Source organism: Ruegeria sp. HKCCD7628 (genome assembly GCF_057221005.1).
Window position 1 is genome coordinate 391,891 of the sequence record NZ_JBWVBA010000003.1, and the last position, 19,256, is coordinate 411,146.

A 19,256-nucleotide genomic window follows, 5' to 3' on the forward strand; every position below is an offset into this window, starting at 1 on the left:
GTTAACTCTGATGTGTATTGTTCTGATACGTAACCGGAAATCTGTCGCGCAGAAACAAAAAAGCCGGGCGATGGCCCGGCTTTTTGCGTCATTCCCACTCGATTGTGCCCGGAGGCTTCGAGGTGATGTCATAAGTGCATCGGTTGATGCCCTTGACCTCGTTGATGATCCGCGTGGCGGTTTCGCCCAGGAATTCATGGGTGAAGGGGTAGTAATCCGCGGTCATACCATCGACCGAGGTCACGGCCCGAAGGGCGCAGGCATAGTCATAAGTGCGCCCGTCACCCATTACACCCACGGTGCGCACGGGCAGGATCGCCACGAAGGCCTGCCAAATCTCGTCGTAAAGGCCGTGTTTACGAATTTGGTCGATATAGACGGCATCTGCCTCGCGTAGAATTTCCAGCTTTTCGCGGGTGATTTCGCCAGGGCAGCGGATCGCCAGGCCGGGGCCGGGGAAGGGGTGACGACCGATGAAACTCTGAGGCAGGCCCAGTTCGCGGCCCAAAGCGCGGACCTCGTCCTTGAACAGTTCGCGCAGCGGCTCGACAAGTTTCAGGCCCATTTTCTCGGGCAGGCCGCCGACATTGTGGTGCGACTTGATCGTGACCGACGGACCGCCGGAAAAGGACACCGATTCAATAACGTCCGGGTAGAGCGTACCTTGTGCCAGGAACTCGGCACCGTCGATGGTGTCGGCGTGTTTCTGGAACACGTCGATGAACAGCTTGCCGATGATCTTGCGTTTGGTCTCGGGGTCGGACTGGCCTTCCAGCTCACCAAGGAACAGCTCGCTTTCATCGGCGTGGATTAGCTGGATGTTATAGTTGTCGCGGAACATGCCGACGACTTCCTCGGCCTCGTTCTTGCGCAGCAACCCATGGTCGACGAACACACAGGTCAACTGGTCGCCGATCGCCTCGTGGATCAGGATCGCGGCGACCGAGCTGTCGACGCCGCCGGACAGACCGCAAATGACTTTCTTGTCGCCCACCTGTTCGCGGATTTGTTCGATCATCTGCTCGCGATAGGCGCCCATGGTCCAGTCGCCGCTGAACCCAGCCAGCCTGACGAAATTCTCATACAGTTTCGCACCTTTGGGGGTGTGGTGCACCTCGGGGTGGAACTGTACTGCATAGAAATGGCGCGAGCTGTCGGCGGTGATGGCAAAGGGCGCATTTGGAGACGTCCCGAACACCTCAAACCCCGGAGCGATTTCACTGACGTGATCGCCATGGCTCATCCAGACCTGCTCGTCACCCTCGGCGAACCAACCGTCCAGAATGTCCAGCTGACCCTTGGGAGTGACGAAGGCACGACCGAATTCGGCAGTACCGTGGCCGCTTTCGACCTTGCCACCCAGTTGGTGCATCATCACTTGCTGGCCGTAGCAGATACCAAGGATCGGCACGCCATAGTCGAAAATTTCTTGCGGGGCGCGGGGTGAGCCCTCGCGTGTGACGCTGTCCGGTCCGCCTGAGAAGATTACAGCCTTGGGTGCCATCTGGCGCACAAAGTCCATAGTAACATTCTGGTAGGGGTGGATTTCGCAGTAGACGTTAAGCTCGCGCAGGCGACGGGCGATAAGCTGCGTTACCTGGCTGCCGAAGTCGATGATCAATAGGCGGTCATGGGATGTCTGGCTCATGGTTGGCTATTAGGTTGCACGGCGGGTATGTGCAAGCGTTATGAGGTGTTTCTGACCAGATACGAGAGGGAGATTGGATCAATGACTGCCATTCGTTTCGCGAACGCGACTCAGAAAGACGCCACGGCGATCACTGATTGCATAAATGCGGCTTATTTAAGCGCGCGTGAATACCTTACCGATTTACCGGATGTGACTGCGGGTATTGATCAGGATATCGCTGACAATAGGGTGGTTATTGCCGTTTCAGATGACCGTTTGGCGGGGGTGATCATTTTTGCACGGCAAGGGGCCGAGATGAAGGTTTTTAATCTGGCCGTCTCACCAAAGGCACAAGGGCAGGGAATTGCCGGAAAGCTGCTTGCCCGGGCCGAAGCCGAAGCGCGCGAAGCCGGATGCACCCTGATGGTATTGCGCACGCACCGGCTGATGCGAGATACCCGCGCGATCTATGCGCATCTGGGTTGGATTGAATCAGAAGTCAGCGGAAATTCTGTGGCCATGCAAAAAACACTCGAAGCAGATTAGCCCATCGATTCCGATTTTTCGCGACCTCGATGAGAGGCACGGCTGACATCTGCCCGGTAACTCCAGATCGCGATGAGGGACCAACAAAGTATGTAGAAAATGCCTGTGATAATAAGAAACTCACCGGGAATGGGGCCGACATCCGCTCGATCGAGGGCCTGATGAAAACTTTCAACTGGCGTCGGATGGACCGAAATCTTGACGCAAAAGGCAAGGCTCTGGATCAATAAAATCCACAGATAATTCCTTCGGATTCGCCGCCCGATCGCGATCATCAGGCTGACGTGGTAGCGTGGGTGTAAATAGTCCTGAGCCAAAACCTTTTGCCAGTTCTCTTCCATGTGAAGATCGCCGTCATACAGAAGTGGTGCATAGAAATGGGTTTCCAGCCATCTGGCCCGGGCGCGCCACACATTGAAATACCGGTAGCGCCGCGCTTCGAGCATCAGGAAAAGGATAATCAGAACGCCAACAAGTACCAGTGGAAGCGGCGAAGCCTCGGGCGATGAAAAAGAAATAGACAGCGCAACGCCCAATGTGACAACTGCCCAGTTGGTCGTGGTGTCCAGTCGTGTGCGCCAGATCGTGCTCCGGTAAACTTCGCCGCGGTAAAGGTGCGCAACTGCACCAATCTCGGCCGCGTCCAGATTTTTTCGTTCCGCAGATGGGCCCGCGGCGTGAGGCGTTTCCGAATCCATGCTTACATTTTGAGCATTCGTGAAATTGGGTCAAAACAAAAGCGAATGGCTGATCATGTCGCTTTTACCCCTATTGCGACGTAATCCACGTCTGGTGACTCCGGCTGTTCCGGTAACACAATGTCCAACGTGAACATGTTTAACGGGATCATCTCATGACAGAGGCAAACACCCGACGCAGAGCCAGAAGCGGTGGCGGAGCCGCCCGCCGGGCCGAGCGTACCGCGGTTCGTATCGAAACGGCGAAGTATATCGAGCGCAACATTCCGAATTTTGAAGTTCTGAACGAGGAAGCGCTGGAAATTATCGAAAGCAACGCTGAAACCATTCTGGCCGAGGTTGGCGTCAACTTTGTCGACAACCCCGCTGCACTAGTGCGCTGGAAGAACGCCGGTGCCGACATTGATGGCGAGCGTGTGCGTATCCCCCGAGGGTTGGCGCGTGAACTGATTAAAACCGCGCCCAGCGAATTCACGCAGCACGCGCGAAACCCCGAAAAATCGGTGGTTGTCGGCGGCCGCAACCTGGTTCTTGCACCGGTTTATGGCCCTCCATTTGTGCGTGATGCTCAGGGTGGTCGTCGTTACGCGACCATGGATGATTTCAACAAGTTCGTGAAACTGGCCTACATGTCCAAGTGGTTGCACCACTCGGGTGGTACGGTCTGCGAACCGACAGATGTGCCGGTGAACAAGCGCCACCTGGATATGTTGATGGCGCATATGACTTTGTCGGACAAACCCTTCATGGGTTCGGTTACTGATCCAAGCCGCGCGCAGGACTCGGTCGAGATGTGCGAGATTCTGTTCGGCAAAGAGTTCGTGCAGGAAAACACCGTCATGACCTCGTTGACCAACATCAACTCGCCGATGACCTTCGACGATGTGATGATGGGCTCGCTGGAGGTGTACGCCGCGAACAATCAAGCCTGCATCATCTCGCCCTTCATCGTGGGAGGTGCGATGGCTCCGGTTTCGGTAGCGGGGACGCTGACGCAAGTTCTGGCCGAGGTTCTGGCCGGTGTCGCCTATAGCCAGATCATCCGTCCCGGCGCACCAGCGATCTTTGGCGCGTTTGTGTCGTCGATAGACATGAATTCGGGCGCGCCAACCTTCGGGACGCCTGAGGCGTCTTTGGTTACCTATGGTGCGGGTCAGTTGGCGCGACGCCTTGGGTTGCCATACCGGTCAGCAGGGTCGTTCTGCGGCTCGAAACTGCCTGACGCGCAGGCCGCATATGAAACCGCTAACTCGCTGAACATGGGGCTGATGGCCGGTGTTAACTTTATGCTGCATTCCTGCGGCTGGCTGGAAGGTGGTCTGGTGGCGGACTTTGAAAAGTTCGTCATGGATGCTGACCAGTTGGGTGTTCTGCACGGCGTGGCCAAAGGCGTCGCCTTTGACGACAACGCACAGGCGATGGATGCGATCCGCGAAGTGGGCCCCGGTGGTCACTACCTTGGCTGCGCCCACACGCAGGCCAACTTCAAGGACGCGTTCTGGAAATCGGAACTGCTTGACTACAAGCCATTCGAAACCTGGGAAGATGAAGGCGGTCGGGATACACGGCAACTGGCCACTTCGCGGGTCGAACATCTGCTGGCAAACTACCAGCAGCCGCAGCTCGACCCGGCGATCCATGCCGCTCTGAATGAGTATATCGAGAAGAAAAAGGCCTCTATGCCGGATGCCTTTGCCTGATCACTGATATTGCGCGGCGCGGCTGGCCTTGTACAGCTGCGCCTCGCCTAGTAACGCGATCAACAGGTCCAGATGGCGGACCAGAGAATAGGCGGCGTCTTCGGCCAGCCTTTGCGCGTTTACATCTTTCTCCATTTCCATCAACTGCATGAGTGCCGCGCCAGATCCGGGCAGTGCACCATAGCCCAACAGACGTTGAAGATGACGATCTCGATCGTAGTCCTGCGCTCCGTGTTTTGCAGCCCGCGCCAGCAAACGAGGGCGGCGAAGGGCAGCTATCATGGTCATCAGGTCCTGCATGTCGGGGTTCCTTGGTCCGAGTAAAAGTTGCCCTCTTTGTCGCACAACCTAAGTGGGCGGGGCCTTAACAGCATTCCCTCCAAACGATGGTTTCATGAGTGTTTATGATTTTGAAGCAAATCTGGTTTTCGTCCCTGTTGGTTAACGAACGAGTAACGAAAGCGGCTCTAGTTAGAATTGGTTAACACATTTATCGGGGGCGATTGGGAACGGAATTGTTTTGTCGACGAGGGCAAGTAACTATGGAAAATAACGTGGCTTTTACCATTCCGGCTTGGGTACCCGAAGGGGCGCAGAGGTATCTCGCGCATACCGAAACCGGTCAGTCGATCCGCGATATAGCGCGGTCAGCGGGGTGCCATGCGTCGACCATACTCAGACAAATTCGCCGGATTGAGATGCGGCGAGACGATCCGCTGGTGGATGCTGCGCTTCAGACGCTGGCGGAAGCTTATTTTTTGGACACAGCTCAACAGAGTTGCACCTTTCCGGCCGCTCAGGAAGACGATCTTGCTGCGGCCGAGGAAAAATTCAATCGAGAGGCGATGCGCGTTCTCAGGCGGCTTTGCGAAACTGGGTCAGTTCTAGCCGTGGCCGAAGAAATGGATAAGGCCGTTGTAGTGCGCGATGCGGGTGACAGCGGTACCACGCGGACGGCTGTAGTGGATTGCAAAACCGCTCAAGCCTTGGCTTTTAAGGACTGGATCACGTTCGATAACCCCGGACGAATTTCACGTTATCGGATTTCGACTTCGGGTCGTGCTGCGCTAAGCCAGCTTGTGGCCGAGGCGGAAACAAGGCACATAACCGAAATGATTTCGGGTTGGCCGAGGCACAAGCGCCGTTTCAGATGGCCTCATCCCTTGCGCAAGTGGGCGCTACAAAGACAGAACGTCCGCGGCGCATACGGTACAGCGCCGCTGAAAGCCCTCTGATCGCCTTGGCGCGGCGTCGGGATCGGGACGGAAAGCCTTTTCTGGACGAAGCACTGGTTCGGGCGGGTGAGAGGCTGCGTGAGGATTTTGAACTTGCTCAGATCGGTCCTCAGGTCGCGCAGAACTGGGATCATTTCCTGACGGCAGGAGGGCGCGGCAGTTTTGGCGCGGGTGTGAAGGACGGGCGGGGCTCGTCCGATGCGCGCGATCGGGTCGAGCGGGCTCTGTCCGATCTGGGGTCGGGCCTCAGCGATGTTGCACTGCGCTGCTGCTGTTATCTGGAGGGTTTGGAACTGGCCGAGAAACGCATGGGGTGGTCTGCACGCTCGGGCAAAATTGTGCTGCGGATTGCACTTCAACGGTTGAAACGCCACTATGAGAGCCAAGCCGAAAAGAGCCGGATGATAGGCTGGCGCGATAATTTACGGTTGCGGATAATGCGCATTGAGATAATCAGGGGTTATGAATTTTACGCTCCGACAACTTCAATATTTCAGCGCAGTGGCCGAACAGCGAAATTTCGGCAGGGCGGCGCAGAAATGCAACGTGTCACAACCCGCCCTGTCAGTGCAGATCAAAACGCTTGAGGAAACGCTGGGCGGCCCGCTGTTTGAACGACAAGCGCGCGACATCCTGTTAACCCCGTTGGGGCGGGATGTTCTGGACTATGCGCAGCAGGTTTTGGGGGCCGCTAGTCGTCTCGACCAGTTTGCTCGGGATCATTCGGGCGGTCACCGGTCATTGTCGATCGGGATCATCCCGACGATTGCACCCTATATTCTACCCGGTGTTTTAGCAGGATTGCGGACGATGGACGTTTCGTTGCGCGTGCAGATTCGCGAGGCGCGCACCGATCGACTGTTGGACATGCTACGGGCTGGTGACATTGATGCGGGGGTCATGGCTCTGCCCTCGGGCGGCTCTGAGTTGTTCGAGCAGCCTTTGTTCGAAGACAGGTTTTTACTGGCGGGCAGTGCTGGCCGGTTGCAAACCATGCAGCGCGACACTGAGGCTTTGCGACCGGTGGACCTTCAAACCACTCAGTTGATGCTTTTGGACGACGGGCATTGCCTGACAGATCAAGCGCTGGAGGTCTGCGGTCAGGACCGCAGCAGCGGCTTGATTAATATGGGGGCTTCTTCTCTGGCGACATTGTCGCGTCTTGTTGCCGAGGGATTTGGTTTGACCTTGATGCCGGAACTGGCCGCGCAGGCTGAGATTGGCGCTGTGCGCGGTCTGAGCTTAAAGCGTTTCGGCGCACCACAACCCTTCCGGACTGTAGGGTTGGTGCGTCGGATTTCTACCCGGGGCGAAGACTGGTTTGACAGTCTGGCCGGGGTCATCCGAGCTGTCGGAACGGATATCGTTTCGGCAACGCGGACATGAAAAGACCCGCCAACAGGGCGGGTCTTGCAGAGGTACTCAAAGTCGCGATCAGGCCAGAGTTAGTTCTTTCTCTGCTTCCAGATGCGTCATCAGATTTTCCGGAGATGACACGCCATAGGGGTCTTCGGGGCAGTTATCCATCAGTCCGGGCTCTTCGAACCACGCTTCGACAACGCCGTCGGTGATGATGGCCGCATAGCGCCACGAACGCATTCCGAATCCCAGATTGTCTTTGTCGACCAGCATCCCCATCTTTCGTGTGAACTCACCCGATCCATCGGGAATGACCTTGACGTTCTTCAAGCCCTGATCTTGCGCCCATTTGTTCATGACAAAGCTGTCATTGACCGACATGCAGTAGATCTCATCAATGCCGTTTTCCTTGAAGTCGGCAAAGCCGTTTTCAAAACCGGGCAGTTGGTAGGTCGAGCAGGTGGGCGTGAATGCACCTGGCAACGAGAACAGGATCACGCGCTTGCCGGCGAAGTAATCTGTGGTGGTCTTGTCTTCCCAGCGATAGGGGTTGGGGCCTTCGACGGCCTCGTCACGCACTCGGGTGCGGAAGGTCACTTTCGGCAGCTCGGTCCCGGTCTTCATGTTCAAATTCCTGTGATTCCTGTGTGAATTGAGGCGGATTTAAAACAGTTCTAAATGTGCTTCAATGCGATTGTTTTCGCAGATGCGAATTTTCTGATATTTATTGGAAGACGCTGAAATATCGCGATAATCGATTGAATCAGTACAGCCAGTATTCTGCGGAAGCATGGTGCGCGGTCATGGCAGCTATGCACGGTTGGGCTAGCTTGTTACACAGGAATGTACTAAATCCCACTCAAGTGACCCTAAGTCAGGAAAGCCGCCGTGCGTGATCTGAAGATCCCCGAACAACGTCATCCCGAAAAAGCGCATCGTCAGGACAATGCGCAGCCGAAAAAACCGAAATGGATTCGGGTGCGGGCACCGGGGGGCAAGGGCTATGCAGAAACGCACAAGATTATGCGTGAAAACAATTTGGTCACCGTTTGCGAAGAAGCCGGGTGCCCCAATGTCGGCGAATGCTGGAGCCAAGGCCACGCCACCATGATGATCATGGGCGAAATCTGTACCCGTGGCTGCACCTTCTGCAACATCGCCACTGGCCGCCCTGATGAACTGGATGCGTTCGAGCCGGGCCGCGTGGCCCATGCGGTGCAAAAGCTGGGGCTAAACCACGTGGTTATCACTTCGGTGGACCGTGATGATCTTGCCGATGGTGGGGCCGAGCATTTTGCGCAGACCATCCGCGCCGTGCGTCATCGCTCGCCCAAGACCACGATCGAGATTCTGACCCCCGATTTTCTGAAGTGTGATCCTGCGGTTCTGGAAACCGTGGTCGAGGCCAAGCCGGATGTGTTCAACCACAATCTGGAAACCGTTCCCGGCCTCTATCCGCAAGTCCGCCCCGGTGCGCGCTATTTCCACAGCCTGCGCCTGTTGCAGCGGGTGAAAGAGATGGACCCCTCGATCTTCACCAAATCCGGCATCATGGTTGGACTGGGTGAGGGCGAGCAAGAGGTTCGGCAGGTTATGGATGACATGCGCGCTGCCGATATCGATTTTCTGACCATTGGCCAATACCTACAGCCGACGCCAAAACATCACGGTGTTGACCGCTTTGTAACGCCCGAGGAGTTCGCTTCATACGAGAAGGCTGCTTTTGGTAAAGGTTTCCTGATGGTATCGGCGACTCCGCTAACACGTTCGTCATATCACGCAGGTGACGACTTTGCGCGCCTGCGTGACGCTCGTCAGGCAAAGCTCGAACAAGGGTGAGCCCCGAGGCGTTGGCCCGGCTGACCCGGCTGCGGCACGAATTGCATCAATATCCTGAATTGTCCGGGCACGAGACCGAAACGGCCGCCCGGATCGCTGATGAATTGCGCGCGCGCGATGCCGATCAGGTATTGACCGGGATCGGCGGGCATGGCGTGGCTGGAGTATTCGACAGCGGCCAGCCCGGGCCCACAGTGGCGATAAGGTGCGAGTTGGACGGGCTGCCGATTCAGGAAATATCGGATGCAGGCTATGCTTCGCGCGTGGTGGGCAAGGGGCATCTGTGTGGACATGATGGCCATATGGTCATGGTTCTGGGCGTAGCTGATCATCTGGCGGAGACCCGCCCGAAAAGGGGCCGGGTGGTTCTGATCTATCAACCCGCCGAGGAGACCGGGCAGGGGGCTGCAGGCTTTCGCGCTGATCCCCAGTTCGCGCCCATCGCGCCGGACCATGTATTTTCGTTGCACAATCTGCCCGGCCTCGAGCTGGGTGAGGTGTCGTTGTGTGCAGGCCCTGCCAACTGTGCGTCACGCGGGATGAGAGTTGTGCTTAAGGGTAAGACCTCGCACGCTGCGGAGCCGCAGGATGGAGTCTCTCCGGCAAAAGCGCTTGCGTCTTTGATTCCGCAACTGGCAGGTTTGGGATCGGGCGGCGCACTGAATGCCGATTTCGCCCTGACCACTGTTACTCATGCCCGGCTGGGCGAACCCACGTTTGGCGTCGCCCCGGGCGCGGCCGAGCTGTGGGTTACGCTGCGCACGGTATCCGACACTCGGATGCAGAACCTGATCGCCGAAGCCGAAGGGCTTGTCACCCAAGCCGCCGAAGCTCAGGGTCTTGTGGTTGAAATCACCTATGAGGATGTGTTCGAGGCCTGCACAAACAACGCGCAGGCTGTAGCCACTGTAGCTGAGGCCTGCGCCGCGCTCGGCGTTCCTTGTACTTTTACGACAGAACCCCAGAAATTTTCCGAGGACTTCGGCCAGTTTGGCAAAAGCGCCGCGGCGGCCATGTTTTGGTTGGGTGCCGGACAAGCGCACCCGCAATTGCACAACCCGGACTATGATTTTCCGGATGCGCTGATCCCTGTAGGGGTAGATGTATTCAGTGCGGTAATTCGATCTCTTGTAGGCTGAGCCCTCAGTTTACAAGATCACCGACGATTCCAACGGCATCAATAACTGTCTTTGTGTCATCGGATATCGAAAGGATTTCGTCGTCTACGCGGATATACCGCTGACCGGCGGGCAAGGGTTTCAACTTCCAACCATCCAGATCGTCAAGATAGTCAAAATCCAAGTCATTAGGGATTTTCTGACCTCGCGTATAGCGCTTGATTTGTCCGGGCGGTACACCGACGCCTTTATTTGTTTTTAGCGACTTTTCAATTTTCGACTTGTCGGGGCCTTTACCTTTGCCCTTGTTGTCTTTTGCATCCGCAATTCCAAATGTTGCGACTAGCGCGAAAGCCGCCAGAATCCCAATAGACAGTGTTTTCATATGTATAAAACCTCCCAAAGTACTCGAATGGTAGTCTCTTGCTGGGAGAAATGTCCAATAATATTCCAATAGATGAATTTTTAGGAAGCTTAACCACTGCTACTTGCACAAGATGGATAGGTCAGAAGGCCGCTCAGTCTTCGACAAATCGAACCTTACCGATAAACGGCAGGTTGCGATTGCGCTGCGCGTAGTCGATGCCGTAGCCCACGACAAACTCATCAGGTATTTCAAACCCGATCCAGTCTGAGCGGAAATCGACCTCGCGCCTGCTGGGCTTGTCGAGCAAGGCGATGGATTTCAGCCGCGCGGGTTTACGGCTGCGCAACAGTTTGGTCACGTGGTTCAGGGTATGGCCAGTATCGACGATATCTTCGACTACCAGCACATCGCGTCCTTCAATTGCGCCGCGCAAGTCCTTGAGAATGCGTACTTCACGGCTGCTCTCCATCGAGTCGCCGTACGAGGACGCCTCAAGGAAATCCACCTCGATTGGCAGATCCAGCTCGCGCACCAGATCTGCGATGAACACAAAACTGCCGCGCAACAGACCCACAACAACCAACTTGTCGGTGTTGCCGAATTCCTGCGTGATCTCGCGGCAAAGTTCTTCGATCCGGGCGGCGATGGCCTTGGCCGAGATCATCTCATCTATCACATATGCGCGGTCTGTCATCACTGCCCCCTTGATCTTTGGCGCGCAACATACGACATGACGCGCCATTGTCACCTGCAAATAGCGGACCGCCATGCCGACCCATTCCGAGACACGTCACCTGCCGTATACCGCTCAGCAGATGTATGACCTTGTCGCGGATGTGGCCAAATACCCGCAGTTTTTGCCGTGGTGCGCGGCGGCCCGGATCAGGCGCACTTATGCGGCGGGCGAGGCCCAGGTGCTAGAGGCCGATCTTGTGATTTCCTTCAAAGTGTTCCGCGAACGGTTCGGCAGCCGTGTGACGCTACACGCCGAGGATCGCCGGATCGACACCGAGTATCTGGACGGGCCGTTCAAATACATGAAATCCGACTGGCGGTTCGAAGACGCGGCTGATGGGGGCTGCAACATCTCGTTCCATGTGGATTTCGAGTTCAAGAATGCCATCCTGCAGGGCATCATCGGCGTCGTGTTCAACGAGGCCATGCAGCGGGTGGTCAAAGCCTTCGAGGCCCGCGCCGCAGATTTGTACAGCTGAGGCTTTACCCATCCCCGGCGCACGCTAGACTGCGCCGCATGAGTGATTTTACCAACGCCTTGGCCGGGTTCGCGGCCAGTCCCGTATCTACGTCGCAGCAGGCTCGGATTGTAACGTCTTTGTCCGTTCTGGATTGGCTGGCCGTAGGGCGGGCTGGAGAAGACGAGCCCGTTTCGAAATCCGTACGCGCGCTGGTTCTTGACGAGGGCGGCGAAGCACAGGCGCATCTGTTCGGCGGTGGGGCCGCGCCCTTGCGAGGTGCGGCACTGGTTAACGGGACGGTGTCCCATGCGCTGGACTATGACGACACGCATTTCGCCCATATTGGCCATCCCTCGGTTGCCATTCTGCCAGCGGCCCTTGCGCTTGGAGAGTGGGACGACCGCATTCTGGTGGATGTTCTTGAGGCCGCTTTGGTGGGGATGGAGGTCTCAATCCGTGTCGGTCTCTGGCTAGGGCGCGACCACTATCAGGCCGGGTTTCATCAAACGGCCACCGCCGGGGCTTTCGGGGCAGCGGTCGCAGCGGGCCGCATCCTACGGTTTGACGCTGGGCAGATGCGCAAGGTTCTGGGATTGACGGCCACCCGAGCGGCGGGGCTGAAGGCGCAATTTGGCACGATGGGGAAGCCCTATAACGCGGGGCTTGCGGCCTCGGCCGGGGTCGAAGCGGCTCTGCTGATCGCCAAGGGGTTCGACCCCAGTGCAGATGCGTTGGAAGGCCCCTGTGGGTTTGGGGCCACGCATCAGGGGCAGGGTGATGTGCAGACCGCTCTGGATGGATTGGGCGAGGATTGGCTGTTCACATCCGTAAGCCATAAGTTTCACGCTTGCTGCCACGGGCTGCACGCGGCGCTAGAGGCGGCGCGCGCGTTGGACATCGCCGAACCCGAAGTGGCCGAGATCACGGTCAAGACCCATCCGCGCTGGATGAGCGTGTGCAACCAGATGTCTCCGACCACCGGGTTGGGGGCCAAGTTTTCATACCGGACGGTGATTGCGATGCAGGCGCTGGGATATGACACCGCCTTGCCCGCCAGCTATTCCGAGAAAACCTGCGCCGATCCGCGCCTGACATCGCTGCGCGACCGCGTCACGGTCGAGGAGGATGAAACGCTGTCCGAGACGCAAGCCCACCTGACCCTGTTGCGCCGTGACGGCGCGCGCAAAGAGGCCAGTCATGATCTTCTGACCCCGTTGCCCTTGTCCGAGCGTGAGGATCGGGTGCGTGGCAAGGCTGCCAAGCTGATCGGAGGTGACGAGGCGGACGCGATCTGGTCGATGCTGCGCACCGGAGGCCGCGCCCGCGATCTGGCGGCATTGCTAGCGGATTAGTCCACGCGCCAATGCAGCGGGAATCCTGGGTCGAACACCGTGACAGGCCCGTCACCAGAGTCGATTTTTTCGGGATACACGACCGGTTCGCCCTTGGTTAGTGTGATCGTGTCCTCATTCACCGGCAGGCCATAGAAACCGGGGCCATTGAGCGAGGTGAACCCTTCCAGCTTGTCCAACGACCCTTCACGGTCGAACATCTCGGCCACTAGTGACATCGTGTTCGTCGCGGTGAAGCACCCGGCACAGCCACAGGCCATTTCCTTGTTCGCATCCGTATGCGGCGCGCTGTCGGTGCCCAAAAAGAACCTTGCATCACCCGAGGTCGCAGCAGCCAAAAGTGCCAGCCGGTGTTCTTCGCGCTTGGCGACGGGCAGGCAGTAGTAATGCGGTTTGATCCCGCCAACCAGAATATGGTTACGGTTGATGATCAGGTGATGCGCCGTGATCGTTGCGCCCAGATCGGCGTCATTGGCCTTGACGTAGTCCACACCGTTTGCGGTGGTGATATGCTCCATCACCACGCGCAAGCCGGGGGTCGAATTACGGATCGGGTCCAGAACACGGTCGATAAACACGGCCTCGCGGTCGAAAATGTCGATGTCAGAGTCCGTGACCTCGCCATGCACACACATAGGCAGGCCAATCTCGGCCATCTTTTCAAGCACCGGGCGCACCTTGTCGAAATCCCGCACACCCGAGGCCGAATTGGTCGTGGCTCCAGCCGGGTACAGCTTGCACGCCTTGATCAGCCCGCTGGCATGGGCGGCGGCGACGTCTTCGGCATCCGTGTCCTCGGTCAGATAGAGGGTCATCAGCGGCTCAAAGCTCATCCCGTCGGGCAGGGCGGCCAGGATACGGTCGCGATAGGCGGCGGCCTGATCGCCGCGCACCACAGGCGGCACGAGGTTCGGCATGATGATCGCGCGGGCGAAATGGCGCGCGGTTTCGGGCAGGACGGCCTGCAACATTGCGCCGTCGCGCAGATGCAGATGCCAGTCGTCGGGGCGGCGGATCGTCAGGGTATCGGTCATGGCCCCCGGCTAGCACAGTGCGCGCAGCCGTGAAAGGCCCCGAATGCACGGCTGCCCCTTGTCAATATGCCCGAACGTCGTAACTCCTTGCAAAGCCCTGGTCTTGACGCGCGCCCGCCGTCGTGACCTCTTGTGCCCCGAGGGAGATCGCCATGACGCAGCCAAATTCCATCGACGCCGTTCAGACTATGCTGGGCGATCAGGGCTATGTCTGCGGGCGGGCCTTGGCCACGGTTGTTTTCCTGTCGCTGAAACTGGGCCGCCCGTTGTTTCTGGAGGGTGAGGCCGGGGTCGGCAAGACCGAGATCGCCAAGGCGCTGGCCGCCGGGCTGAACCGCCGCCTGATCCGCCTGCAGTGTTACGAAGGGCTGGACGCGTCCTCGGCCGTTTACGAATGGAACTTCCCGGCGCAAATGGTGGCAATCCGCACCGCCGAAGCTTCGGGCGGCGCCGACCGGGGTGCCCTGCAATCCGAGCTGTTTTCGGATGACTACCTGATCGAACGCCCGCTGTTGCAGGCTATGCGCCCAGACGAACACGGCGCGCCGGTTCTGCTGATTGACGAACTGGACCGCACGGATGAGCCGTTCGAGGCGTTTCTGCTGGAGGCGCTCAGCGATTTTCAGGTTACAATCCCCGAACTGGGCACTGTTAAAGCGCCGGAACCGCCCATTGTCATCGTCACCTCGAACCGCACGCGCGAGGTGCATGACGCCCTGAAACGCCGTTGCCTCTATCATTGGGTCGACTACCCCGATTTCGAGCGCGAGATCGAAATCCTCCACGCCCGCGCACCCGAAGCGGCACAGGAACTCAGCCGCGAAGTGGTGGCCTTCGTCCAGCATTTGCGCACCGAAGACCTGTTCAAGAAACCCGGCGTTGCGGAGACGATCGATTGGGCCAAATGCCTCCTGGCGCTTGATGTGATCAACCTCAGCCCCGAAGTGATCGGCGATACGCTGGGCGCGATCCTGAAGTACCAGGACGACATCCAGAAACTCCAAGGGTCTGAGGCAAAACGTATTCTGGACGAAGCCAAAGCCACGCTCGAACCGGTGTGATGTCGGAGCAGCTTCCCCTAGATATCCCAGATGACCCCAAACTGGCGCAGAACATCACCCATTTCGCGCGGGCCCTGCGCAAGGCGGGCTTGCCCATAGGTACGGGCCGTGTTGTCGATGCCATCCGCGCGGTGCAGGCTGCCGGGTTCTCGGAAAAGCAGGATTTCTACTGGACCCTGCACGCCTGTTTCGTGAACCGTCCCGAACATCGCACGGTGTTCGCGCAGGTCTTTCGCATGTATTGGCGCGACCCGCGGTATATGGAGCATATGATGGCCATGATGCTGCCGGCGATCCGTGGTGTTCAGGAAGACCGCAAGGCCGACGCGGGCGAAAAGCGCGCGGCCGAGGCGCTGCTGGATGGTGTCGAACGCGATCAGCCAGAGACGCAAGACACGGGCGAAGAAACTGAGCTTGAGATCGACGCCTCACAAACCGCCTCGACCGAGGAACGCCTGCGCAGTCTGGATTTTGAACAGATGAGCACCGCCGAGATCGCTCAGGCCAAGCGCATATTGGCCCGTATGACGCTACCCGTAAAACCAATCGAATCCCGGCGCGGTCAAGCCAGCCATGTTGGGCAAAGGATAGACCGCGCCCGCACCTTGCGCGCCGCCATGCGCCAGGGCGGAGAGTTGCACGAAATCGCCCGTCAGAAACCCCGAACCCGCTGGCCAAATCTGGTGGTGCTGTGTGATATCTCGGGCTCGATGAGCCAATACAGCCGCATTATCCTTCATTTTCTGCACTCGGTCTCGAACGCGAAGGGCGCGGGATGGGCCAAGGTTCACGCGTTCACTTTCGGGACGCGGCTGACCAATATCACCCGCCACCTGCATCAGCGCGATGTGGACGCCGCTTTGGCCGCCGCTGGGGCGGAGGCGCAGGATTGGGAGGGCGGCACCCGCATCGGCGAATGCCTGCACGCGTTCAACCGCGACTGGTCGCGGCGCGTCATGGGGCAGGGTGCGGTGGTTCTGCTAATCTCGGACGGATTGGACCGGGGCGAACCGCAAGCGTTGGGAAAAGAGATGGAGCGTCTGCACCTTTCCGCCCGCCGTCTGATCTGGCTGAACCCACTGCTGCGCTGGGACGGGTTTGCACCTAAGGCGCAGGGCGTGGCCGCGATGCTGCCGCATGTGGACAGCTTTCGGGCCGGGCATTCGATTGCCTCGCTCGAGGATCTGGCCGAGGTCATCTCGAAACCCGATGACATGGGTGAGAAAGCGCGGCTGATGACCGCGCTTTCGAGTTAGAGTTAACTTAGCTGTTCTTCATTGCACTTGCGGGCCATTTCCATGGCCTTGTAGGTGCCAGTCAGATCCACGGTGAAGGCAAATTCCTTCTCGGGGAAGACAAGCATCACCTTTTGCTTGGCAATGTCTTCAGCGAATTGGGGATCATTGGACAGAACGTAACCGCCCGAATACCCCTTGGTGATGTTGCCCTTCATGCCGGTGGCTTCACCGATATAGAGGTTTTCTCCCAGCAGAATTGCCACAGCCTCGGTATCGCCGCGCTTGATGTCGGTTTTTTCTTTGGTGAAGACGCCCACATAGCCAACGCCGCGATCTTCGGTTAGCCCCATCTGAACCACGTTTTCGGAGTCATCGATAGCCTCAATCAGGCAGGATTTTTTGTCCTGATCAATGAATACCTTCCAGCCCTCGACCTCGCCATAGCGCAGAAATGTATCTGCACTGACTGCCGTGGATGCCAAAAGTCCGATTGCTGTTCCGAGTGCAAAAATGCGTTTCAACTCTTTGTCTCCCTTGTGAAAATTAAATATGCGCATACTGGAATGCAGTAGATGTATGTGTAGGCTAGAATCTGCTCTGTAGACAATCAATGCTTTGCAGAAAATGGTAAAAACTCAGCCAATTCGCGCCGAAGCCTGACTGCGGCGTCTGACCTTAAAGTCGGGGTTCCTTTTCATCTGGCCAAACCTGCCTATGTTGGGTCAAAGCACTATGGGAGGGCGCAATGGACAGATTCGACAACAGCCCAGAAACTGCGCTGCGCTGGTTCAGCAATGGCAAAAAGGCCGCGCTCGCCACCGTGGTTGAGACTTGGGGAAGCGCCCCGCGCCGTGTGGGCGCGCAGTTGGTCATTGGCGGCGATGGTCGTATCGAAGGCTCGGTTTCGGGCGGTTGTGTCGAAGGCGCTGTGATCGTCGAAGCGCTTGAGGCCATAGATGAAGGCGAAGCACGTCTGTTGGAATTTGGTGTCAGCGACGAAGATGCGTTCGCTGTTGGTCTGGCCTGTGGAGGGACGATTCGGGTGCTGGTCGAGCCCATCGGAAGCGTTCTGCCCGAACCCATGCTTCGTGATCTGGTCGAGGCGCGGGCCGCGCGAGAACCACTCGCCTATGAGGTCAATGTCGAGACCGGCCACCGCGCGCTGCGTCGCAACGCGTATGCCGACCGGCTGCGCATGGATCGCTCGGGGTTCGAAGAGGACGGCAAGACCTTTGTGGCTGTTCACAACCCACCTTTGCGCCTGATTGTCGTGGGTGCGGTTCATATTGCGCAGGCGCTGGTGCCGATGGCACGGATTGCAGGGTATGACCCCGCGATTATCGACCCACGGGATGCCTTTGCGTCCAGCGCCCGTTTTCCGGGTGAAAACATACTGACCGATTGGCCGGATGAGGCTGTTGCCAAGCTGGGTCCGGATTCGCGCACCGCTGTGGTGTTGTTGACCCACGACCCCAAGCTGGACGACCCGGCACTGGAATCAGCGTTGGCCGCCGGGGTGTTTTACATCGGTGCTCTGGGCTCGACCCGGACCCATGCCAAACGCGTGGCTCGTATGACCGAGGCCGGGTTCACCGAAGATCAGATTGCCCGCATTCATGGTCCGGTTGGTCTGGATATCGGGGCTGCCGATCCGTCCGAAATTGCAGTCGCCATATTGGCACAGATGACCGCCGTGTTACGAGGCAAAGCGTGAAGTTCGGTCCTGTCCCCGTTGCCGAGGCCGTCGGCACGATCCTAGCCCATTCGATCAAGGTCGGTGACCGTAAGCTGCGCAAAGGCATCGCGCTGACGGCAGACCACATCGAAGACCTGACCGAGGCTGGCTTTGGCTCCGTCACTGTCGCGCGACTTGAACCGGGTGACTGTCACGAGGATGAGGCCGCCCAGATGCTGGCTGCCGCTCTGGCTCCGAACCCAACCGAGGCGGGTTTACGCGTGACCCAACCTTTTACCGGTCGCGTGAATCTGCTGGCGGATGGACCGGGCGTCGCCGTGCTGGATGTTGAGGCGTTGGAGGCTTTCAATCGCGTCAACCCGATGATCACCGTGGCGACTGTTCCGCAATACCAGCAGATGGGCGAAGGCGGCATGGTGGCGACGATCAAGGTTATCTCTTATGCCGTGCCCGGAGGCGATGTGATGCACGCGGCACGTCTGGCGCAGGCATCGATCCGTATGGTCTCGCCGATCCACAAAACTGCGGGTCTAGTGGTGACTGATATTCCCGGCGGCCCGTCGAATGACAAAGGGATTGCCGCGATCAGGGGGCGTGTCGAAGCCTTGGGGATGGAACTGTCAGACGTTCGGATCGTCCCGCATCAGGCGGAACCTTTGTCCTTGGCTGTGTCCGACTCTGAAGGGGATATCGTCATGATCCTGACCGGCTCGGCCACGTCTGACGTGTACGACGTGGCACCCGAGGCGGTACGCGCCGCCGGAGGGCAAGTGGACCGGTTCGGAATGCCGGTCGATCCGGGCAACCTTCTATTTCTCGGAGCGCTTGGCGAGCGGCCCGTGATTGGCTTGCCGGGCTGCGCGCGTTCACCTGCACTGAACGGGGCCGATTGGGTTTTGTCCCGCGTGGCCTGTGGGGTCGAAACAACGGGGCTTGATATCGCTGGAATGGGGGTCGGCGGCTTGCTGAAAGAGATCCCGACACGCCCGCAGCCCCGGTCTTCGCGAAAGCCCTGATGTGGTGGGCTTGCCCGACAATCCTCTGAACCGTCTCAGATTTTTGTTCTCAAATGAAAACCCGCGTGTTTAACTCGACCCGAGGAACAACACGAAACGGGAGGATTTCATGGCACAGGTTTCGATGACTGTGAACGGCGTAGCTGTGAGCGGTGATGTTGAGGGTCGGAC

General features: G+C 58.3%; 19 protein-coding genes and 1 pseudogene. 12 read left to right on the forward strand and 8 right to left on the reverse strand.

Annotated features, from left to right (window positions below; genetic code table 11):
• Positions 1–88: 88 nt before the first annotated feature.
• Positions 89–1,648 carry a glutamine-hydrolyzing GMP synthase gene (gene guaA, locus AC2TAD_RS10405; protein WP_480867549.1) on the reverse strand — a complete coding sequence of 520 codons (1,560 nt, stop codon included), beginning with the start codon at positions 1,646–1,648 and terminating at the stop codon, positions 89–91.
• 81 nt (positions 1,649–1,729) lie between these two features.
• Between guaA and AC2TAD_RS10410 the strand changes: the two genes are divergently transcribed.
• Positions 1,730–2,176 (forward strand): GNAT family N-acetyltransferase, encoded by a 447-nt coding sequence (locus AC2TAD_RS10410; RefSeq protein WP_480867551.1) that lies wholly within the window; start codon positions 1,730–1,732, stop codon positions 2,174–2,176.
• On the opposite strand, the gene AC2TAD_RS10415 is transcribed toward AC2TAD_RS10410, so the two are convergent.
• Positions 2,173–2,874, reverse strand: coding sequence for a DUF2270 domain-containing protein (locus AC2TAD_RS10415; protein WP_480867552.1), 702 nt, complete (start codon positions 2,872–2,874; stop codon positions 2,173–2,175). The genes AC2TAD_RS10410 and AC2TAD_RS10415 overlap by 4 nt on opposite strands.
• Positions 2,875–3,029: 155 nt before the next feature.
• Between AC2TAD_RS10415 and AC2TAD_RS10420 the strand changes: the two genes are divergently transcribed.
• Positions 3,030–4,574 carry a trimethylamine methyltransferase family protein gene (locus AC2TAD_RS10420; RefSeq protein WP_480867554.1) on the forward strand — a complete coding sequence of 515 codons (1,545 nt, stop codon included), beginning with the start codon at positions 3,030–3,032 and terminating at the stop codon, positions 4,572–4,574.
• Here the strand turns inward: AC2TAD_RS10420 and AC2TAD_RS10425 are convergent, their stop codons facing one another.
• Positions 4,575–4,874 (reverse strand): DUF6477 family protein, encoded by a 300-nt coding sequence (locus AC2TAD_RS10425; RefSeq protein WP_353392933.1) that lies wholly within the window; start codon positions 4,872–4,874, stop codon positions 4,575–4,577.
• A 242-nt stretch (positions 4,875–5,116) separates the two neighbouring features.
• Here AC2TAD_RS10425 and AC2TAD_RS10430 point away from each other — a divergent pair.
• Positions 5,117–6,219, forward strand: a pseudogene (locus AC2TAD_RS10430) (DUF6456 domain-containing protein); the annotation flags it as partial.
• A gap of 52 nt (positions 6,220–6,271) precedes the next feature.
• Complete coding sequence (locus tag AC2TAD_RS10435; protein ID WP_170353092.1) at positions 6,272–7,195, forward strand: hydrogen peroxide-inducible genes activator; 924 nt, start codon at positions 6,272–6,274, stop codon at positions 7,193–7,195.
• A gap of 48 nt (positions 7,196–7,243) precedes the next feature.
• Here the strand turns inward: AC2TAD_RS10435 and AC2TAD_RS10440 are convergent, their stop codons facing one another.
• Positions 7,244–7,792: a redoxin family protein gene (locus AC2TAD_RS10440; protein ID WP_480867556.1), complete on the reverse strand. Its 549-nt coding sequence runs from the start codon at positions 7,790–7,792 to the stop codon at positions 7,244–7,246.
• Positions 7,793–8,056: 264 nt separating this feature from the next.
• Here AC2TAD_RS10440 and lipA point away from each other — a divergent pair, with 264 nt between their 5' ends.
• Together lipA and AC2TAD_RS10450 are read left to right on the forward strand one after the other, a co-directional pair.
• A complete protein-coding gene (lipA, locus tag AC2TAD_RS10445; RefSeq protein ID WP_170353094.1) occupies positions 8,057–9,007 on the forward strand; it encodes a lipoyl synthase in 951 nt (316 codons plus the stop codon).
• Positions 9,004–10,146 carry an amidohydrolase gene (locus AC2TAD_RS10450; protein WP_480867558.1) on the forward strand — a complete coding sequence of 381 codons (1,143 nt, stop codon included), beginning with the start codon at positions 9,004–9,006 and terminating at the stop codon, positions 10,144–10,146. Before lipA ends, AC2TAD_RS10450 begins: the two co-directional genes overlap by 4 nt.
• A gap of 4 nt (positions 10,147–10,150) precedes the next feature.
• Here the strand turns inward: AC2TAD_RS10450 and AC2TAD_RS10455 are convergent, their stop codons facing one another.
• Positions 10,151–10,510 carry a hypothetical protein gene (locus tag AC2TAD_RS10455; protein WP_480867560.1) on the reverse strand — a complete coding sequence of 120 codons (360 nt, stop codon included), beginning with the start codon at positions 10,508–10,510 and terminating at the stop codon, positions 10,151–10,153.
• Between the two features lie 133 nt (positions 10,511–10,643).
• Complete coding sequence (hpt, locus tag AC2TAD_RS10460; protein WP_170353097.1) at positions 10,644–11,186, reverse strand: hypoxanthine phosphoribosyltransferase; 543 nt, start codon at positions 11,184–11,186, stop codon at positions 10,644–10,646.
• A gap of 73 nt (positions 11,187–11,259) precedes the next feature.
• Here hpt and AC2TAD_RS10465 point away from each other — a divergent pair, with 73 nt between their 5' ends.
• Positions 11,260–11,706: a type II toxin-antitoxin system RatA family toxin gene (locus AC2TAD_RS10465; protein ID WP_170353098.1), complete on the forward strand. Its 447-nt coding sequence runs from the start codon at positions 11,260–11,262 to the stop codon at positions 11,704–11,706.
• A gap of 38 nt (positions 11,707–11,744) precedes the next feature.
• The gene (locus tag AC2TAD_RS10470; RefSeq protein WP_170353099.1) at positions 11,745–13,040 is read left to right on the forward strand and encodes an MmgE/PrpD family protein; all 1,296 of its coding nucleotides are present in this window, start codon (positions 11,745–11,747) and stop codon (positions 13,038–13,040) included.
• On the opposite strand, the gene pyrC is transcribed toward AC2TAD_RS10470, so the two are convergent.
• Positions 13,037–14,074 (reverse strand): dihydroorotase, encoded by a 1,038-nt coding sequence (pyrC, locus tag AC2TAD_RS10475; protein ID WP_480867562.1) that lies wholly within the window; start codon positions 14,072–14,074, stop codon positions 13,037–13,039. The genes AC2TAD_RS10470 and pyrC overlap by 4 nt on opposite strands.
• 152 nt (positions 14,075–14,226) lie before the next feature.
• Here pyrC and AC2TAD_RS10480 point away from each other — a divergent pair, with 152 nt between their 5' ends.
• Complete coding sequence (locus tag AC2TAD_RS10480) at positions 14,227–15,135, forward strand: AAA family ATPase (protein WP_480502907.1); 909 nt, start codon at positions 14,227–14,229, stop codon at positions 15,133–15,135.
• Complete coding sequence (locus AC2TAD_RS10485) at positions 15,135–16,391, forward strand: vWA domain-containing protein (RefSeq protein ID WP_480867564.1); 1,257 nt, start codon at positions 15,135–15,137, stop codon at positions 16,389–16,391. The genes AC2TAD_RS10480 and AC2TAD_RS10485 overlap by 1 nt, the downstream gene beginning before the upstream one ends.
• 2 nt (positions 16,392–16,393) lie before the next feature.
• On the opposite strand, the gene AC2TAD_RS10490 is transcribed toward AC2TAD_RS10485, so the two are convergent.
• Positions 16,394–16,894 carry a hypothetical protein gene (locus AC2TAD_RS10490; RefSeq protein WP_480867565.1) on the reverse strand — a complete coding sequence of 167 codons (501 nt, stop codon included), beginning with the start codon at positions 16,892–16,894 and terminating at the stop codon, positions 16,394–16,396.
• Positions 16,895–17,118: 224 nt separating this feature from the next.
• Here AC2TAD_RS10490 and AC2TAD_RS10495 point away from each other — a divergent pair, with 224 nt between their 5' ends.
• A complete protein-coding gene (locus tag AC2TAD_RS10495) occupies positions 17,119–18,087 on the forward strand; it encodes an XdhC family protein (protein ID WP_480867567.1) in 969 nt (322 codons plus the stop codon).
• Positions 18,084–19,085, forward strand: a complete 1,002-nt coding sequence (locus AC2TAD_RS10500; RefSeq protein ID WP_480867569.1) for a molybdopterin-binding protein — start codon at positions 18,084–18,086, stop codon at positions 19,083–19,085. The genes AC2TAD_RS10495 and AC2TAD_RS10500 overlap by 4 nt, the downstream gene beginning before the upstream one ends.
• Positions 19,086–19,256 lie beyond the last annotated feature (171 nt).

What these genes read in the sequence shown, in the direction of transcription:
- pyrC (WP_480867562.1), bottom strand. Translation starts at nt 14,074, where the DNA reads ATGACCGATACCCTGACGATCCGCCGCCCCGACGACTGGCATCTGCAT.
- AC2TAD_RS10455 (WP_480867560.1), bottom strand. Translation starts at nt 10,510, where the DNA reads ATGAAAACACTGTCTATTGGGATTCTGGCGGCTTTCGCGCTAGTCGCA.
- hpt (WP_170353097.1), bottom strand. Translation starts at nt 11,186, where the DNA reads ATGACAGACCGCGCATATGTGATAGATGAGATGATCTCGGCCAAGGCC.
- AC2TAD_RS10415 (WP_480867552.1), bottom strand. Translation starts at nt 2,874, where the DNA reads ATGGATTCGGAAACGCCTCACGCCGCGGGCCCATCTGCGGAACGAAAA.
- AC2TAD_RS10435 (WP_170353092.1), top strand. Translation starts at nt 6,272, where the DNA reads ATGAATTTTACGCTCCGACAACTTCAATATTTCAGCGCAGTGGCCGAA.
- AC2TAD_RS10410 (WP_480867551.1), top strand. Translation starts at nt 1,730, where the DNA reads ATGACTGCCATTCGTTTCGCGAACGCGACTCAGAAAGACGCCACGGCG.
- AC2TAD_RS10465 (WP_170353098.1), top strand. Translation starts at nt 11,260, where the DNA reads ATGCCGACCCATTCCGAGACACGTCACCTGCCGTATACCGCTCAGCAG.
- AC2TAD_RS10440 (WP_480867556.1), bottom strand. Translation starts at nt 7,792, where the DNA reads ATGAAGACCGGGACCGAGCTGCCGAAAGTGACCTTCCGCACCCGAGTG.
- AC2TAD_RS10470 (WP_170353099.1), top strand. Translation starts at nt 11,745, where the DNA reads ATGAGTGATTTTACCAACGCCTTGGCCGGGTTCGCGGCCAGTCCCGTA.
- AC2TAD_RS10485 (WP_480867564.1), top strand. Translation starts at nt 15,135, where the DNA reads ATGTCGGAGCAGCTTCCCCTAGATATCCCAGATGACCCCAAACTGGCG.
- AC2TAD_RS10480 (WP_480502907.1), top strand. Translation starts at nt 14,227, where the DNA reads ATGACGCAGCCAAATTCCATCGACGCCGTTCAGACTATGCTGGGCGAT.
- AC2TAD_RS10420 (WP_480867554.1), top strand. Translation starts at nt 3,030, where the DNA reads ATGACAGAGGCAAACACCCGACGCAGAGCCAGAAGCGGTGGCGGAGCC.
- guaA (WP_480867549.1), bottom strand. Translation starts at nt 1,648, where the DNA reads ATGAGCCAGACATCCCATGACCGCCTATTGATCATCGACTTCGGCAGC.
- AC2TAD_RS10495 (WP_480867567.1), top strand. Translation starts at nt 17,119, where the DNA reads ATGGACAGATTCGACAACAGCCCAGAAACTGCGCTGCGCTGGTTCAGC.
- AC2TAD_RS10425 (WP_353392933.1), bottom strand. Translation starts at nt 4,874, where the DNA reads ATGCAGGACCTGATGACCATGATAGCTGCCCTTCGCCGCCCTCGTTTG.